General features: G+C 46.9%; 13 protein-coding genes. 10 read left to right on the top strand and 3 right to left on the bottom strand.

All coding sequences use genetic code 11. The annotated features are described in order from the left end of the window. Positions 1 to 61: 61 nt before the first annotated feature. Genes OU814_RS05775 through OU814_RS05755 form a run of 5 tightly spaced genes read left to right on the top strand, consistent with a single transcriptional unit; the run spans position 62 to position 6,665 of the window. Complete coding sequence (locus tag OU814_RS05775) at positions 62 to 1,303, top strand: glycosyltransferase family protein (protein ID WP_268181218.1); 1,242 nt, start codon at positions 62 to 64, stop codon at positions 1,301 to 1,303. Between the two features lie 6 nt (positions 1,304 to 1,309). Continuing rightward, positions 1,310 to 2,548 carry a glycosyltransferase family 4 protein gene (locus tag OU814_RS05770; protein WP_268181216.1) on the top strand — a complete coding sequence of 413 codons (1,239 nt, stop codon included), beginning with the start codon at positions 1,310 to 1,312 and terminating at the stop codon, positions 2,546 to 2,548. A gap of 11 nt (positions 2,549 to 2,559) precedes the next feature. Continuing rightward, the gene (locus OU814_RS05765) at positions 2,560 to 3,756 is read left to right on the top strand and encodes a glycosyltransferase family 4 protein (RefSeq protein WP_268181214.1); all 1,197 of its coding nucleotides are present in this window, start codon (positions 2,560 to 2,562) and stop codon (positions 3,754 to 3,756) included. Further along, a complete protein-coding gene (locus tag OU814_RS05760) occupies positions 3,756 to 5,606 on the top strand; it encodes an ABC transporter ATP-binding protein (RefSeq protein ID WP_268181212.1) in 1,851 nt (616 codons plus the stop codon). The genes OU814_RS05765 and OU814_RS05760 overlap by 1 nt, the downstream gene beginning before the upstream one ends. A 24-nt stretch (positions 5,607 to 5,630) precedes the next feature. Continuing rightward, positions 5,631 to 6,665 carry a phosphotransferase gene (locus OU814_RS05755; protein ID WP_268181210.1) on the top strand — a complete coding sequence of 345 codons (1,035 nt, stop codon included), beginning with the start codon at positions 5,631 to 5,633 and terminating at the stop codon, positions 6,663 to 6,665. Between the two features lie 133 nt (positions 6,666 to 6,798). On the opposite strand, the gene OU814_RS05750 is transcribed toward OU814_RS05755, so the two are convergent. Continuing rightward, positions 6,799 to 6,975: a hypothetical protein gene (locus OU814_RS05750; RefSeq protein WP_268181208.1), complete on the bottom strand. Its 177-nt coding sequence runs from the start codon at positions 6,973 to 6,975 to the stop codon at positions 6,799 to 6,801. 132 nt (positions 6,976 to 7,107) lie between these two features. On the opposite strand from OU814_RS05750, the gene OU814_RS05745 reads away from it, so the two are divergent. The 5 genes from OU814_RS05745 to OU814_RS05725 all read left to right on the top strand — a co-directional run bounded on the left by OU814_RS05745 (position 7,108) and on the right by OU814_RS05725 (position 14,154). Next, positions 7,108 to 7,689: a Uma2 family endonuclease gene (locus OU814_RS05745; RefSeq protein ID WP_268181206.1), complete on the top strand. Its 582-nt coding sequence runs from the start codon at positions 7,108 to 7,110 to the stop codon at positions 7,687 to 7,689. A 521-nt stretch (positions 7,690 to 8,210) separates the two neighbouring features. After that, entirely contained in the window at positions 8,211 to 8,981 is a 771-nt protein-coding gene (locus OU814_RS05740) for a class I SAM-dependent methyltransferase (protein WP_268181204.1), read from the top strand. Positions 8,982 to 8,986: 5 nt separating this feature from the next. Further along, positions 8,987 to 9,916: a TauD/TfdA family dioxygenase gene (locus tag OU814_RS05735; protein ID WP_268181202.1), complete on the top strand. Its 930-nt coding sequence runs from the start codon at positions 8,987 to 8,989 to the stop codon at positions 9,914 to 9,916. Positions 9,917 to 9,999: 83 nt separating this feature from the next. Continuing rightward, positions 10,000 to 10,794, top strand: coding sequence for a TenA family transcriptional regulator (locus OU814_RS05730; protein WP_017289952.1), 795 nt, complete (start codon positions 10,000 to 10,002; stop codon positions 10,792 to 10,794). 195 nt (positions 10,795 to 10,989) lie between these two features. Continuing rightward, positions 10,990 to 14,154, top strand: a complete 3,165-nt coding sequence (locus OU814_RS05725; RefSeq protein WP_268181199.1) for a response regulator — start codon at positions 10,990 to 10,992, stop codon at positions 14,152 to 14,154. Here OU814_RS05725 and OU814_RS05720 read toward each other — a convergent pair. Both OU814_RS05720 and OU814_RS05715 read right to left on the bottom strand, forming a co-directional pair. Further along, entirely contained in the window at positions 14,151 to 15,938 is a 1,788-nt protein-coding gene (locus OU814_RS05720) for an ABC transporter ATP-binding protein (RefSeq protein WP_268181197.1), read from the bottom strand. The two genes, OU814_RS05725 and OU814_RS05720, sit on opposite strands and share 4 nt — an antisense overlap. Continuing rightward, a complete protein-coding gene (locus OU814_RS05715) occupies positions 15,935 to 17,695 on the bottom strand; it encodes an ABC transporter ATP-binding protein (RefSeq protein WP_268181195.1) in 1,761 nt (586 codons plus the stop codon). Before OU814_RS05715 ends, OU814_RS05720 begins: the two co-directional genes overlap by 4 nt. Between the last annotated feature and the right edge of the window lie 220 nt (positions 17,696 to 17,915).

The following is a 17,915-nucleotide window of genomic DNA, read 5'->3' as shown; positions in this document are numbered from 1 at the left end:
CCTTACCCATCGATAAAACGAATCTTACAAGCATCAGTGCAACCCATCGTTATTCAATTTTATGACATCACATGCTTGGTCACAGTTTTCTCAGCGATCCGTTCCACTCCGCATTGCGCTTTACTCCCATGACACGATGGGACTCGGGCACAAGCGCCGCAATTTGCTGATTGCTCAGACACTGGCTCAATCACTCCCGCAAGCCTCGATTCTCCTGATCAGTGGAATGGAAGAAGGGCGCAGTACCAGTCTCCCACCGAATATCGATTATTTGTCATTGCCTGCTTTGCACAAGGATGGCGAGGGACAGTACCAACCCCGCCGTTTAGAGATGCCGCTGCAAGCCTTAATTGCAATGCGATCGCAGGTGATTCAAGCCGCGCTCAAAGCCTTTGCGCCGGATTTGTTGATTGTAGATAACGTGCCACGCGGAGCGGTGCGAGAACTCAATCCGACCCTAGAGTACTTGCGATCTCAGGGTCAAACCCGCATGGTGTTAGGACTACGGGATGTGTTGGATGAGCCGAGGATCGTCCAACGAGAATGGCAGCGTGCCTCAAACGAAGAAGCGATCGCGCGATATTATGATGCTGTTTGGGTTTACGGTGATCCAGCCGTCTTTGATCTCACCCAGGAATATCGTTTTTCGCGAACGGTTGCCAATAAAATTTGCTACGTGGGTTATTTCGATCAGCGTCAACGCTTGCAGTATCTTGCATCACCCGAAACGGTTATCAATGATCTGGGTTTGCCAGGGGGAAAATTAGCGCTCTGTTTGGTGGGGGGCGGACAGGATGGTGCAGCATTGTCGCAGCACTTCGCTCAAGCAACTTTTCCACCGGATACAAATGGCGTGATTTTAACAGGTCCGTTTATGTCAGCTAGCGATCGACAACTTCTCCAAACGTACGCGGCAACTCATCCTCGTTTACGGATCGTAGAGTATCTCGAAGAACCCACTCAACTATTGCAGCAGGCGGATTCTGTCGTTTCGATGGGCGGCTATAATACGACCTGCGAATTGCTGTCGTTTGGCAAGCGATCGCTGATTGTGCCGCGCGTCAAGCCCCGATTGGAACAATGGATTCGAGCAAAACGGTTACAAGACCTAGGTTGGATTGATGTGTTGCATCCAGATCATCTCAGTCCAACAGCCCTGACCGATTGGTTAGCGCATCAGCCGACAACACCCGCAACATCGCGATCGCCGATTGATCTCAATGGCTTAAATCGGTTGCCCGAATTCGTGATGGCTGTCTTAACCCAATCAGCATTGCCCGCATCTGCTTATTGTGCCTCATAGTAGAAAATGAATACTTGCCGTTCTGTTCCCGATTCTGCAAAAGTCGCATATGTCTTGAAGCGCTACCCGCGCTATTCTGAAACCTTTGTTGTTTCGGAGATTCTCGCCCATGAAGCGGCTGGATTAGACTTACAAATTTTTGCACTCTATCCACCCGTTGATGGATACTTTCAGGACATCATTGCTCAAGTGCGATCGCGGGTCACTTACCTGTTTGCATACGATCTAACAGGCATTGCTTTGTGGACTCAGTTCAACGATGCGAGTAGAATCCTACCGAATTTTTGGCAAAAACTAGAAGTTGCTCAGGCAGAAGAGGTCAATCATGTTTACAGGGCGGTGCAGCTTGCCTGCATCGTTCGGCAACAAGGCTTTACGCATCTACACGCACATTTTGCGACCTCTGCCACGATCGTGGCGCGATTAGCAAGTTACTTTGCCGAAATTCCTTACTCTTTCACGACTCATGCGAAAGATATCTTTCACAACAGTGTGATTCCCACCAAGTATCAGCAACTCTTGAAAGATGCTGATGCTGTCGTGACAGTGAGTGCTTACAACCTCAACTATCTTCAGCAAACCTACGATTCTGTCGCAAGCCGAGTGCAGCGAATTTACAATGGACTCGATTTACAGCGCTTTCCGTTTGCGGTTCCCTACCCGCGCAACCCTAAGATTCTGGCAGTCGGACGCTTGATCGAGAAAAAGGGATTTGCAGTACTGATTGAGGCGTGCAAAATTCTCGTCGATCGCCGGATCTCCTTTACCTGCGACATTATCGGCACAGGCGAAGAAGAAGCGAATTTACAGCGTCAAATTCTCCAGTCCGGGGTGCAAGACCAAGTTAAACTCTTAGGCCCACGTCCGCAAGGTGAACTAGTGCAGCACGTGCAATCCGCAGCGATGTTAGTGGCTCCCTGTGTCGTTGGCAGGGATAGTAATCAAGATGGTTTACCGACTGTGTTACTCGAAGCAATGGCACTGGGTACGCCTTGTATTTCTACGGATGTTGCAGGAATTCCAGAAGTAGTGCGTCACGAAAAGACCGGATTAAGCGTTCCCCAGCATGACGCGATCGCGCTTGCGGATGCGATCGCGCATTTGCTACAAAACCCGAAATTCGGGGTGCAACTTGCGACACAAGCGAGACAACTGATTGAGCAAGAATTTGATATTCATCGCAATGCGGCTCAGTTACGAACCTTGTTTCGAGCCGCGATCTCAGTACATCCGATTGTGACGTAGGAGGAATGACAATGCGAATTGCCTATGTTTGTGCTGATCCAGGCATTCCCGTATTTGGGTGTAAAGGGTGTTCGATTCATGTACAAGAAGTGATTCGAGCACTGCTGCAACAAGGACATCAAGTAGAACTATTTGCAATGCGCTGGGGCGGAGAACCTCCAGCAGATTTTGCTGCTGTTCCTTGCCACACCTTGCCTACATTACCGAGAGCGGTGAGTCAAGCTGCCATAGAACCGCGCCAAACCGGACAACGCGAACTGACCTTACTCTCTCTCAATCTGGAGCTACGACTGGCATTAGAGCAAGCAGAACCGTTTGATGCCGTATATGAACGCTACTCGTTGTGGAGCTTTACTGGCATGGAATATGCTCGCAGTCATAGCATTCCGGCAGTATTGGAGGTCAATGCCCCTTTAATTCAAGAACAAGCGACTCATCGAGGCTTAGTCCATCGCGAAAGTGCAGAAGCAGTTGCACAACGAGTATTTCGCGCCGCTCATGTCATTGTTGCAGTTTCCCAAGGAGTTGCGAACTATCTCAAGCACTATCGGGAAACTCAGGGAAAGGTGCAGGTTATTCCGAATGGTGTGAATCCTGATCGGTTCACGAAGCCGCAAGTTCCGACTCAACCGAGCGACGATTTTACGATCGGTTTTGTCGGCACCATGAAACCTTGGCATGGGTTGCCCACCTTAGTCGAAGCTTTTGTTCAGTTTTACGACGAGTTTCCTCGAACGCGACTTTTGATCGTGGGAGACGGCCCTGAACGTGCTGCTTTAGAAGCAGATCTCCTCGATCGCAATATCCACACAGCCGTGCAGTTCACAGGCAAGGTTGCTCCAACCGAAATTCCAGGACTGCTAGCATCAATGCAAGTTGCCGTCGCTCCTTATCCTGACTATCCTGATTTTTATTTCTCGCCGCTCAAGGTGTATGAGTATATGGCTGCCGGATTACCTGTCGTTGCCAGCCGGATTGGAGAACTCCAGACCTTGATTCAATCTGATGTCAATGGGCTGCTGTATGAGCCAGGGAATCAGGTGCAGTTAGCCCAACAGTTCGCTGAACTCTATCAATCTCCATCATTACGTCTGCAACTAGGACAACGAGCACGAGCAACTGTTCTGCGAGAGCATACTTGGGAACGAGTAGCACAGCAGATCGTCGGCTTCATGCAGCAAACGGTTTCAACGCTGGAGGTTGCTTGATGAATCCTGCTCAACAGCTTCAAGTGGTGATTCCGGGCATCGGGCGAATCCTGAAACGGTTTTCGCCTTACATTCGCAAGCAGCAATCTTTGATCACACTCTCGATGCTGGCATTGTTTGGCGAAATTGCGCTGCGATTGCTAGAACCATTGCCGCTCAAGTTCATTTTTGATGAGCTTTTTGTTCAACAAGCAGGTGGAGCCGTTTTGCATCCTGTGCCGTTGATTGGGGCTTTAGATACGCGATCGCTGTTGTTGCTTTGCGCGATCGCAATCGTGGCACTCGCTGGAATAAGAGGTATCGCTGCCTATTGGAGCACGGTGGGATTTGCATTAGCAGGAAATCGGGTGCTCACTGAAATTCGCAGTGTGCTTTATACCCATTTGCAAACGCTCTCTTTATCGTTCTACAGTCGTACGCGCAGTGGAGACTTAACCCTTCGGGTGATCAGTGATGTAGCGGTGCTTCAAGAGGTCGTTGTTACGGCATTGCTGCCCCTACTCGCGAACTGCCTGATTCTTTTAGGCATGGTGGGTGTAATGTTTTGGCTGAATGCACAACTCGCGATACTAGGGCTAACCTTATTGCCAATCTTCTGGTTTTCTACCTTTCGGCTTACCCAACGCATTCGTGCTGTCTCCAAACAGCAGCGGCAACGAGAAGGATCGATGGCAGCGACCGCCGCCGAGTCCATCGGAGCCATCAAATTAGTTCAAGCATTATCGTTACAAGATAAATTTACGACAGTCTTCACGCATCAAAATCAGAAAAGCTTGAAAGAAGGTGTGAAGGCAAAGCGCTTATCGGCTCAGCTAGAACGTACGGTAGAAGTGCTTCTGGCGACAGCAACCGCGCTTGTGCTATGGCGTGGAGCAGAATTAGTATTGAGGAACGCGCTGACTCCGGGAGATCTGCTTGTATTTCTCACTTATCTGAAAAATGCCTTTAAGCCCGTGCGCGACTTTGCCAAGTATATTGGACGATTGGCAAAAGCTTCTGCCGCTGGCGATCGCATTCTCGATCTGCTGGATCAAGCCCCAGACATCTACGACTTGCCCGAAGCAAAACCAGCCCCTCGATTGGCTGGAGCCGTTCAGTTTGACAACGTGAGCTTTGCGTATGAGCCAGGCTATTCGGTTCTACAAAACATTAGTTTTACAGTGAAACCGGGGCAGCGCGTTGCAATTGTAGGCTATTCTGGCAGTGGCAAATCGACGTTAACAACATTATTACTACGCCTCTACGAACCGGATCAAGGCACAATTTTGATTGATAATCAAGACATTCGCCGTTATACCCTGGAGTCTTTGCGCACTCAGATGAGTGTTGTCTTGCAAGATAGTTTACTCTTTGCTGCGAGTGTTTGGGATAACATTGCTTATGGGGCATCGACAGCCACCGAAGCCGATGTGATCGCGGCTGCTAAACTTGCGAATGCCCATGAGTTTATTCTGAACTTGCCCCAAGGCTATGACACGATTTTGGGCGAACGGGGTGTAACACTATCGGGTGGACAACGCCAGCGGCTCTCGATCGCACGAGCCGCCATTCGTCAGGCTCCGATTTTGATTTTAGATGAACCGACGACGGGCTTAGATAAAGCAAACGAGCAAGAAGTAATCGATGCCTTAGAACGTTTGTCAGTTGGACGCACGACCTTTTTGATTGTGCATGATTTAGAACTTGCTGCCCGTGCTGATTTTATTTTTTACATGGAGCGAGGGCGATTGGTCGAACGAGGAACCCATGAAGCCTTAATGCAACTCAACGATCGCTACGCTGCTCTTTATCGACTGCAAGCAACTGAACGACAGTATGCTGCTGCATCTAACCTTGAGTGTTCGATTTAGTGTTCAATTTAGGTTTTGTCTGTTATGTCGATCGCGATTCAAGACCCATTCCACATTCTTGCTGATCCAAAGTTGAGTTTTTTAGCGACTGCATTTGATCCAGTACAAGTCCAACAGCAATTCCAAACTCAGCTTTTCTACCGCTCAGAGCGGCTTAAAGCAATAGAGATACAAGCGATTCGCGTGATTCGCTACAAACCTCAACGACGCTGTTTGATTGAGTACGATGTCTTAATCGAGCACGCAGGTGAGGTACGATCTATGACCTGGATCGCGAAAGTACGATCGAAAAAACTCGATCGATCCTGCTACCGATTGCAGCAACTCCTCTGGGATCACGGATTTGGACAGGATAGTACCGATGGAATTTCTGTGCCAGAGCCGATCGGGGTAATTCCTCAATGGCGGATGTGGCTTCAGTGCAAAGTCCCTGGCATTCTAGCAACTGAGGTCATCTCAACAGCGGCAGGAACAGAACTTGCACAGCGGATTGCAGATGCAGCACACAAACTCCATCGCGCTTGGATTCTGCCGAAACGTTGTCATGGCATTGAGGAAGAAATGGCGATTTTGCACGATCGCTTATCTCGAGTCATCGTGCAATACCCTCAATGGCAAACCCGGCTAGAACAAGTTTTAGCTCAATGCGATCGCTTAGCCAGTTCAATTTCATCGAATTTGATCTGCGGCATTCATCGCGATTTTTACCCGGATCAAGTGCTGGTCGATGGATCGCGGCTCTATTTGCTAGATTTTGATTTATTTGCAGGCGGTGACAGAGAGCTTGATATTGGCAATTTCAATGGACATCTCATTGAACAAAGCTTGCGTTTATTGGGTGATCCGAATGCTCTAGCAACTCAGCAAGCTGCACTTAGCGATCGCTTTATTCAGATTAGCGGTGAAGCAACTCATCATGCGATCGAAGTGTATACTACTCTGACGTTAGTCCGGCATATCTACCTCAGTACGCAATTTCCGGAACGTCAGCCTTTTACAGAAGCGATTTTGGAACACTGCGAACATCGATTGAAGCAACCGTCTTTGGTGCTGAGATAATCGCCCTCAGGTTGAAGGTCGCATCGATTGAATCTTGGACTGTCTATGACTCATACCAAATTGAAAAATGTTTGCGACCAATGCCTTGTGAATGGAATTCGCTAGGACATCAAGTGTCGCGATCAAAAATTGATTAGGTATCAGTTTCTTCGCTTTGGCATAATGGTGGCAGAAATAGCTTTAGGAATGTTTCCAACGATCGAACTCGCTCAATCTGAATCTTTCGCTCCTTAATCTCGATGACAATGCCAGCAACGATCCAATTGATGTGGGTACACTCCGCACAACCGTTAGCTTCTGAATCAGGCATTTGAATCAACGACACAGTAAGAATATTAGGAATATTGGCGGTGCTGAATTGTTTCTTTTTCTTGAATCCATAGCTTATCAAGAAGTAGAAGCCGTTAAAGTAGAAACATCTGATCTCGGCGGAGAGATTCTTATGGTTGCGAGTCCCCAATTCTCTTTGAGTCCTGAAGAATATCTCGAATGGGAAGAACGGCAGGAAATTCGCTATGAGTATCTAGAGGGTGAAGTATACGCGATGACAGGCGGAACACTTCCGCACAGTGAAATTGCTGTTAACTTTGTTACTGTGTTAAAAAGCCATTTGCGGGGGCATGGCTGTCGCGTTTTTAGTTCTGACGCAAAAGTTAGAATCAGCGAGAAAGGTCCTTTCTTTTATCCTGATGCAACTGTGACTTGCGATGAGCGCGATCGTACTGCATTAAAATTTGCTGAACATCCTTGCATGATTGCTGAAGTCCTCTCACCCACTACTGAATCTTACGATCGCGGTAAAAAGTTCGCAAAATACCGCCAACTGAAAAGCCTAAAAGAATATGTCTTAATTAGCTCTGATACTATCAATGTTGAGATTTTCCGATTGAATGAGAAAGAGAAATGGGAACTGACTGCTTATGCTGAAGGAGATGAAATTGAGCTGACTAGTATTAATTACAAATTCCCGATCGAGCTTCTCTACGAAGACATTATGCTAGTTCCTGCTGAAGAGGAAGAATAGCGATCGCTCATACTAGAAGTGCAGGATCTCTAGAACATCATGCTGAAGGAAAAAATAAAGCAAGAGTTAGAGGATGTTTGAAAAGACCATTAAGGGGGTAAGAAAGCTCTCCGGTTATCATCTGTAAATACATCAAAAATACAGCGCCGATGATAAAGTTTACGATTCTGCTTTATAGGAATAGTTAGTAGCACAGTCAAAGTCATTGCTTCTGAATCCTCAGACAGGTTGTCTACTAGGAAAGTACTGCGATTGTTCAAGTGCCATAGTGCTATTGAGTCTGTGATTGGACAGAGCAAAGGCGGCTACTGTTGCAGGACTAAATTCTTGAATCGATAATTCAGTAAATTTGCCGTTTCATGCGTTTAGCAAAACTGCATCCAAGTCGATTAAACTATAGATAATACTTATCATATTGTGAAGATTATATTTGAAGAGTGCCTAGACACCGTAAATCTATTGAGTTATGGTCTTAAGTATGTTTTTAGATTACGTAAAAATAATTAGAAATTTCAAGCGTTATGCGAGAGCCACCTTCAACCGTTCAGGCGATATACGATAAAAGTGCGCCTAGTTGGGTCAGACATGAGCCGACGATTCTCTCGGACTTTACCGCTCGTCCACCAACCTTGGATTTTTGCGGGAACGTTACTGGAAAGCGAGTTCTGGATTTAGGGTGTGGAGAAGGATACTGTGCGCGACAACTCAAAGAACGAGGAGCAGCATCCGTTTTCGGCATTGATATTTCTCCAGAGATGATTGAGCGCGCCCAAATTCAAGAGCGCCAATCTCCTCTAGGTATTCAGTATCAGGCTGGTAGCGCAACCGACCTAAAAGCATTAAAGACAGAAAGCTTTGACCTAGCGGTTGCAGTCTTTTTGTTTAACTATCTTTCGATCGATGAAATGCTCTGTGTGATGCAAGAAGTTCATCGGTTACTGATTGTCGGGGGAGATTTTATCTTTGTCGTTCCCCATCCGATGCTAGCATTCACTCACCGTCAGTCTGCGCCATTCTACTTCGACTCCGAATCTCAAGGATACTTCTCAGGACGCGACCATGCTTTCAGTGGCAAGATTTGGCGGCGCGATGGAATTGCATTAGATGTGCGTAGTTTTCATAAAGTCTTCTCAGACTACTTTACAGCCCTAAAAACGGCTGGATTCACAGCCATGCCTGAATTGAAAGAACTCACCGTTACGCCTGAGTTACTTGAGCTAGATTCGTCTTTCTTTGAGCCTGTTGTTGATATTCCGCTCCACTTACTGATGCGAGTGACCCGTTCATCATAACTTCCATGATTCAATCCTTAACTAAGGCTCAGAACCAGGTCGATCTCATCCGTGATCAGGACTGGACAAGAGCCGATATGCTGCGATCGTCTCAATGGCAACTGACAATTCCGGCAGTCGTTTTCCAGGAATTTCATCGGGCATCTGCAAATCCGTCTGCTGGTTTGCAACACCTCGATCAGCTTGCCCGCACCATTCAGAAAGAACTGTTTGATGGGAGTGGCATCGTCTTGCTGCGGGGCGTTCCCCTCAATTTTAGTGAATTGGTCTGCCGCAACTTCTACCTGGCATTGGGTCAACGAATTGGTAAACCCATCGATCGCTATGGTCTGGTTTATGACGTAACAGATTTGGGGCGATCGTATCAAACTAGCCGAATTCCTATTTCTCAGACGAATGCCGAAACGTCTTTTCACACTGACAGCAGCGCGATCGATTGTTTGCCAGATGTTGTGGGTTTGATGTGTCTTCGTCCTGCGCTATCGGGTGGAGAGTCGCAAGTGGTGAGTGTCCCTGCTGTTTATCAGCGCCTAGCAGCAAGTGATCCGAAGGCAATATCGCTTCTTCATCAGGACTACATTCGCGATATTGTTACCCCAGGATCTGCGTTTTCGTTAGAAAACTTACGAAAAAACCAGTTTCCTATCTTTTCTCACCAAGGACGGCGCGGTTTAACGTTTCGCTATATGCGCTATTGGATTGAGCGGGGTCATCAAAAAGCAGGAGCTTTACTGGATGCAGCGCAAACGGCAGCATTTGATGCGCTCGATCGCACTTTATGCGCTGAAGATCTGGTTCTACAATTTAAGCTCGAAGCGCGAGACATCCTGTGGGTCAACAACTTCAAAGTGGCTCACAACCGAACGAACTATCAAGATTATGCTGAGCCTGATCAGAAACGTTTATTGCTACGGATGTGGCTCGAACAAGTTTGAATCCGATTCTGTTTCCGTTTGATTGATCAGTTTTGTAAGTATGCTTTGTCCTTGTTCCATTCATCTAGATCTCCCTAACCCCTATGCACAATGCTCTTCCCCCGTTCAAGCGAACGATCCTGAAATTCAATCGTGAAGTTGGGCAATCGGTTGTTTCGATTCGACAAGATTTAGCATCCGTAGAGTCTGGGGCATGTGAGCCACCAAGCACTCCTGCTGAGGCTAGAATGGCGCTCAATCAATTCATGCAGTCGCATCCGTTCTGGCAGAACTCGCTCTTTCAAGCTTGTCGCTCCGGTAGCCTCTCTCAATCAGATTTTCAACTGATCTTTGCCCAATACTCGCTCTACTCTCAAAATTTCACGCGCTACCTTGCCGGGCTAATGGCAAATATGGAGTTCGATGCGTTGCGGGTCAAACTGATTGATAATCTTTGGGAAGAGAGCGGTGGAACTAATCCAGACGAGCGGCACACAGAGATTTTTCACCAGTTTCTTCGAGAAGGGTTGAATGTTGATACTTCTCAAATTCAATATTTAGATTCCACGGTTTTGTTCGTCAAAGAGTATCTAGATTTTTGTTTGCGATCGTCTGCCTCCTTAAGCAGCGCATTTCTTTCACTAGGAACAGAAGCGATTGTGCCTCGAATGTACGGCATCTTTGTAGAAGGTCTGCTAAAAGCGGGTATTCCAGAAACACATCTTTATTTCTTTAAGCTTCATATGGAGGTGGACGATGCCCATGCAGAGACACTTGAGGAAATTATGATGGCTTATTCAGACAAGCCCTACTGGTTTATTCAATGTCAGCAGTCGATCGACTTTGCTTTGTCGTTGCGAATGCGATTTTTCGAGCAACTTTACCTGTATATTTCTTGAACTTTGCGGTGCAGTACGTTCAGACCTAGGGCAGGTACTATTACCTTCACAAAGTAGTGCTAGGTCGAGGTGTTTTACTATCTTGAGAGCAATGTTCGCGATCGTGCGTAGACGCGAGGTTTTGATCTCGATCAGTGGAACGAGTGAATTGCGATATCCTTGAAGGAATCACCTCAGTTCTCACCCATCGGATAGATGTTACAGAGTCGCCAGGAGAATAATTCTCTTTACATTACCCTCGCGATCGCGTTTGCGATTGCCGCTACGCTGTTATATCCTGGACTCGCCCAGAACTTGCTGACCGCTGCTGGATTTATTCCTCACGGTCACTGTTATTTGTGGAAACCAGAATTAGTTTGGCTCCATGTTGCGACCGATACGATTATTGGGATCTGCTACGTCGCGATTTCGGCGACGCTTGCGTATCTCGTGTATCGAACCCGCCGAGAAATTCCCTTTCATTGGATCTTTCTCGTTTTTGGTGCATTTATCGTCGCCTGTGGTGCAACCCATTTCATGGAGGTCGTCACACTCTGGAACCCGATGTATTGGCTATCAGGTGATATCAAACTGCTGACAGCACTCGCTTCAATTTCTGCTGCACTGACGCTACCTCCACTCGTTCCCAGAGTCGAAAACCTGCTGAAAACGCTGAAACTGGCTGAGGAGCGACGGCAACAGTTAGAAGTCGCACAGCAAAATAATGCTGCTCAAACTTGGCTCAAGTCGAATGTGGCAGAACTGAGCCAGAGACTGCAAGGGCAACGAGATCTAACCAGTACTGCGGCAAGCGTGCTTTCTCATTTCTGTTCTCTGGTAGAAGCGCAACAAGGCGTATTCTACTGGCTCGAGCAAGACTCAGGCGTGCCTGTGCTGAAATTAGTTGGCAGCTATGCAAGTCAAGCCTCAGCACAACTCAAACCCCAGCTCCAACTGGGAGAAGGGCTAATTGGGCAATGTGCGATCGATAAGAAATCTTTACTGCTGAGTGATATTCCCAGTGATTATCTTCAAATTAGTTCCGGCTTAGGCAATGCCTCTCCTCGGCAACTGATTGTTCTGCCTGTGTTGTTTGAGTCTGAAGTAGTCGCAGTGATTGAGCTTGCTTCATTTCAGCCGTTTAGTGAAATTTCGCTGACTTTTCTGGATGAGGCAAGTAAGATTTTGGGCGTTGTGCTGACGACGATCGCGGCAACGGCTCGGACAACAGAATTACTCGCACAGTCTCAAGCGCTGACGCAAGAGCTACAACGCCAGCAAACTGAGCTTCAAGATACGAATTGCCGATTAGAAGAACAAGCAGAAGAACTGAAAGTCTCTGAAGCTCAGTTACGCGAGCAGCAAGAAGAATTACAGCAGACCAATGAACAGTTGCAAGAGTTGAATGTAGAGCTAGAAGAGAAAGCGGCACAGCTTGCACTCAGTTCACGCTATAAATCTGAATTTCTCGCCAACATGTCGCATGAGCTACGAACTCCGCTCAATAGTTTATTGATTCTGGCAAATTTGCTCAGCGAGAACCGCGATGGTAATTTGACAGCAAAACAAGTTGAATATAGCCAAACCATTTATGCGGCGGGCAATGATTTGCTCGATCTGATCAACGATATTTTAGACCTTGCCAAAATTGAATCGGGTAAATTGTCGATCGAGCTACAACCCATCTCATTCCCCAATTTGAAGATAGCCCTCGAACAAATCTTTCAGCAGGTCGCTTTGAGTAAAGGATTAGACTTTACAATCGCGCTCGATCCGCACCTGCCAACCAACTTTACGACCGATCCAAAACGCCTTCAACAAATTCTCAGAAATCTGTTATCGAATGCTTTTAAGTTTACTCAACGAGGAAGCATTGAGATCAGCATAGCGGCTGAATCCTCTGAGATTGCATTTTCAGTAAAAGATACCGGAATTGGGATTCCGGCTCATAAGCAGACTGCGATTTTCGAGGCATTTCAGCAAGCCGATGGAACGACCAGTCGTAAGTATGGTGGGACAGGATTAGGACTGTCGATTAGTCGAGAACTCGCCATGCTTTTGGGGGGAAGATTGACGGTTACGAGTCAAGAAAATCAGGGCAGTACGTTTACGCTCTATTTGCCAATTGTTGAAACGGTGCAGCCTGCGATCGTGCCTGAGACCAGTGAGCGTTCTATGACTAGGGTCGTTGCAGACGATCTCGCATCACTGCAACCGGAGGATGCTGTTTTGCTGATTGTTGAAGATGACTTAAACTTCGCCTACAGCTTGCTAGAAATCGCTCATCAACAAGGCTTTAAGGGGCTAATTGCGACGCAAAGTGATAGAGCGCTTGAACTTTTACGACAGTTTCAACCTGTGGCAATGATGCTGGATGTCTACCTGCCGGATGGCAACGGATTGAGTATCTTAAACTACTTGAGATCAAATCCTCAACATGATCTGCCTGTCTATGTGCTGTCAGGAGATGACTATTTAGAGCGCAGTTTACAGCTTGGTGCGATCGCATATTTGCAAAAACCCGCTACGCTAACTGCACTGAATGAGGCTTTTTCGATCCTCAAACAGTTTTTAGCTGATCGAGTCAAGCAGCTTTTAATCATTGAGGACGATCCAACGCAGGCTGAAAGTCTATGTGAATTGCTCAAACAGGATCAAGTACAAATTGCGATCGCCCGATCCGGAGTACAAGCTTTAGAAATGCTGCAATCGACAGAATTTGATTGTGCTGTTTTAGACTTAATGCTGCCGGATCGAGACGGATTTGAGTTACTTGAAGACATCAAAACTCATTATCCAACCTTGGCAATTGTGGTCTATACCGCAAAAGAATTGACGCTTGAAGAAGAAGCTCGACTGAAGCGACTCGCCGAAACCATCATTATCAAAGATGCGCGATCGCCCGAGCGCTTGTCTGATGAAATGATGCTCTTTCTCCATCAAGTTCAACTCAAATCAGTTCAATCTCAATCGTTCACTCAGTCATTGCAGCCCTCTGATGCAATTCTGGTTGGAAAAAAAGTCTTAATTGTCGATGATGATGTCCGCAATATTTTTGCGATTACGAGTCTGCTAGAAGAATATGACATGGAAGTCCTCTATGCAGAGAATGGTCGGACTGGGCTGCAAGTCTTGAATCAGAATCCAGACATCCATCTTGTATTGATGGATATTATGATGCCAGAAATGGATGGGTACGATGCGACTCGTGCAATTCGAGCACAACCCCGCTTCAAATCGCTGCCCATCATTGCCCTGACAGCAAAGGCAATGAAAGACGATCGAGAACAATGTTTAGCAGCAGGCGCGTCAGATTACATTACAAAGCCGCTCAATTTAGATCAACTGATCTCGCTCTTGCGGGTTTGGCTATCGACTTAAGGTGCTGTATTCACGGGTGTCGTTGACCCAAGCTGTAACGCATAGAGATTGGCATAGATCCCTTGCTGGTCTAGTAATTCTTGATGGGTTCCATGTTCTACAATCTGTCCACCTTGTACGACCAGCACTTGATCTGCTTGAGTCACTGTACTGAGTCGATGAGCAATTACAAAACTCGTTCGATTTTGCAATAACCGAGCGATCGCATCTTGTACCAGTGCCTCAGTCCGTGTATCAATGCTACTGGTTGCTTCATCTAAAATCAAAATCCGAGGCTGAATCAACACGGCACGCGCAATACTAATCAACTGACGTTGACCTTGACTGAGCATTGCTCCTCGCTCACCGAGATAGGTCGAATACCCTTTCGGCAAGGTAGTAATCAGTTCATGCACATTAGCAATCTGGGCGGCAGATTCAATCTCAGCGTGAGTGGCATCTGGACGACCAAAGGCAATATTTTCGGCAACCGTTCCACTAAACAAGACCGTATCTTGTAAAACAATACCAATCTGACGACGTAAACTCGCTTGAGTCACTGATCGAACATCAATTCCATCAATCAGCACTGCTCCCTCGGTCACATCATAGAAGCGCAGAATTAAATTAATGATGGTACTTTTTCCCGCTCCAGTTGCGCCGACAAGCGCGATCTTTTGTCCAGGTTTTGCTAGCAAGTTCACTTGATTCAAAACGCGCTGGTTAGGCGTGTAGCCAAAAGCAACATTCTGGAATTTGACCTCGCCTTGAATCGGGGGCATCTCGATCGCATTCGGTGCATCGTTTAACTGCGAGGGTTCATCAAGTAAACTAAAAATTCGTTCCAGTCCTGCTAAAGCCGATTGTGCTTGAGTATAAAACTGGCTCAAAATCTGAATCGGTCTGAAGAACTGCTGCACATAGATCAAGAATGCCGTGACGACTCCGACGGTTGCTTGCCCGCTTACGGCTAGATACCCACCATAGGCAAGGACACCCGCAGTTGCTAGAGTATTGAGAAAATCGATCGAAGGTAAAAATGCAGCCGTAATCGCAACAGCTTCAATATTGGCATCGCGATTTGCCGCATTCAATTGATCAAATTCATCAATATTCAACTGCACCCGGTTAAATGCTTGGGCTTCCCGCACGCTGCCAATATCTTCTTCGAGCTTGGTTGAGAGTTCTCCGATCGTTTTACGTGTAACTCGAAATCGCGATCGCGCCCATCGTGAAAAGAGCGCAGTCGTGAGAATCATCAACGGCACAACAAAATTGCTAACTAATCCAAGCTGAAGATTGATTGACAACATCGCAATGATAATGCCGATCAAACTAAACAAATTCCCCAACATTTGCGCGATCGTTTGACCAAAGGCTTGGTTGACGGTACTTACATCATTGAGCAACCGACTCATCAAATCGCCTGCTTCACTACGATCGAAATAGCTCAAGGGTAAGCTTTGTACCTTAGTAAAAATATCTTGCCTCAATTGCGCGAGAACATGCTGCACAATCCAACCGACCCGGACAATCTGCTCCCGAATGGCTTGGATACCGAGCACGTAAATCGTAGTCAAGGCGAGTAAAGCGAGAAGTAACCCTTGCAGATTGCCCTGTGCAATTAAATGATCGATCGACCATCCAATAAAGAATGGTCCAACAGCTTGAGATGCAGCACCAATCAACACGCACAATAATGCGATCGGAACTTGTTTTCGATAGGGTCGAACATATCGTAAAAATCGCCGCAGTGTAGACACTTGGCGGGTAGATTTTTCAGTTGCTCCAAAAGCACTGCTCATGTTGGTTTCACCTGAGATTCTAAAATCGCGCTGTACAATGGGCTGTTTCGCATAAGTTCTTCATGGGTTCCCTGTGCGACGAGCAACCCTTGATCCATCAGTAAAATACGATCGGCATTGCGAACGGTTGTAATCCGCTGCGCGATGACAAAGGCAGTACAAGTTTTTTGCTCCATCAAATCATCGAGTGCTGTTTGAATCTGTGTAGCAGTTTTCGCATCGACGGCGGAAGTACTATCATCGAGAATCAGAATGTGGTAGTTGGTTAGCAACGTGCGTGCGATCGCAATTCGCTGGCGCTGTCCTCCAGATAATCCGACTCCCCGCTCGCCCACTACCGTGTCATAGCCCTCTGGAAGCTCTGAAATAAAGTCATGAATTTGGGCTGTTTTCGCTGCTTCAATGATTTCTGCAAGGGTCGCATCCGGCTTTGCATACGCAATATTTTCTCGCAATGTCCCTGAGAACAAAGTTGTTTCTTGAAACACAATGCCAATGTGCGATCGCAGACTCATCAGGTTAAATTCTCGAACATCATGCCCATCAATGCGGACTGCCCCTTCAGTTGGATCATAGAATCGAGGGAGCAAATTGACGATCGTGCTTTTTCCTGATCCAGTCATGCCGAGAATTGCAATCAATTCGTTCGGCTTCGTTTCAAAAGAAACATTTTTCAAGGCTTCGACTGTCGCGCCTGGATAGCGAAATGACACATTCTCAAATGTAATCCTGCCCCCACAAGTCTGAAATGGAATTGCATGCGGTCGATCGCGAATTTCGACTTCTGCATCCAGCACTTCATAGACGCGTTGGGCAGAAGCTGCGGCTTGAGCGATCGCAGGTGCAGCAAATCCAATGAGTAAAATCGGTTGAAGAATGAAGAGTAGGTATGAATTAAACGCAACGAGTTCACCGATGGAAAATTGTTGGCGAATCACCTGTGCGCCGCCATAGCCAATGACCACAACTGTAATCAAATTGCTGAGCAGAAAAATGATTGGAAACGTGTTCCGAATCGCATACAGCGTTTTCATGCTGACTGCAATCAGTTCATTGTTCAATGCAGTGTAGCGAGTTGCCTCTTGGGACTCCCGCACAAAAGCTTTGACAGCCCGCACACCGATTAGATTTTCTTGCAGAACAGCATTGAGGTCGCCGAGTTGCTCCTGCACTCGCTGAAACACACTGCCATTCCGAGTGAAAAACCGCGTCAATATCCAAGCCGCGATCGGCAAAACTGAGAGCGTCATCAGCGCTAATTGCCAATTCATAATCAGCAAAATCGTTGAAATCGTGACAAGCGTGATGACGCCTCCAATGACTTGAATCAAGCTTGTGCCAATAAACGATCGAATCTGCTCGATGTCGCTTGTCGCACGAGTCAGCAGTTGTGAGGTTTGCGCGCGATCGTGATAGCTAAAACTCAGCGTTTCCAGCTTAATAAAAAGCTGATTGCGTAGATCATACGCCACGCCTTGTGAAGTCGATTCTGACCAGAATGTTTGCCCAAAGTTAAACAATCCGCGCGCAATCGCAGCAACGACCATCAGGGCTGCACTTTCCCAGACGACAGTAGAATTCTTCGCAGCAATCCCTCGATCAATTCCCCATCGAAAAATCTGCGGAGTGACCGCTGTTGCGATCGTCAGCAAGATCAGACTTAACACTGCTCCAAGCGCTACGTACCGATGCGATCTGAGACCTTGCAGCACTCGTTGAAGTGCCGCGATCGATGAATTGTCCTGCGATTGAGTCAAGGTAATCCTACTCTTCACTGATAAATTCAGCGATATTATCATACAGAAGAATTTTGAGTATCTGCTGTAAGGCAGGTGTAACTCCAGAAAGACTAATTTTCGCAAGTGATTTGCCCTTCTAGAATTACATCTGTCTTTGGCTGAGCAATGCCTAAGTCTTAAGGCTGAGGTTGCAATTTTAGCCCCAAGATAGTCTTGAGGCTAAACTCTCTCCACAAAA

This window comes from Leptolyngbya sp. GGD (assembly GCF_026735145.1).
Taxonomy (GTDB): domain Bacteria; phylum Cyanobacteriota; class Cyanobacteriia; order Leptolyngbyales; family Leptolyngbyaceae; genus Leptolyngbya; species Leptolyngbya boryana.
This window is presented reverse-complemented; position numbering and strand designations above follow the sequence as displayed.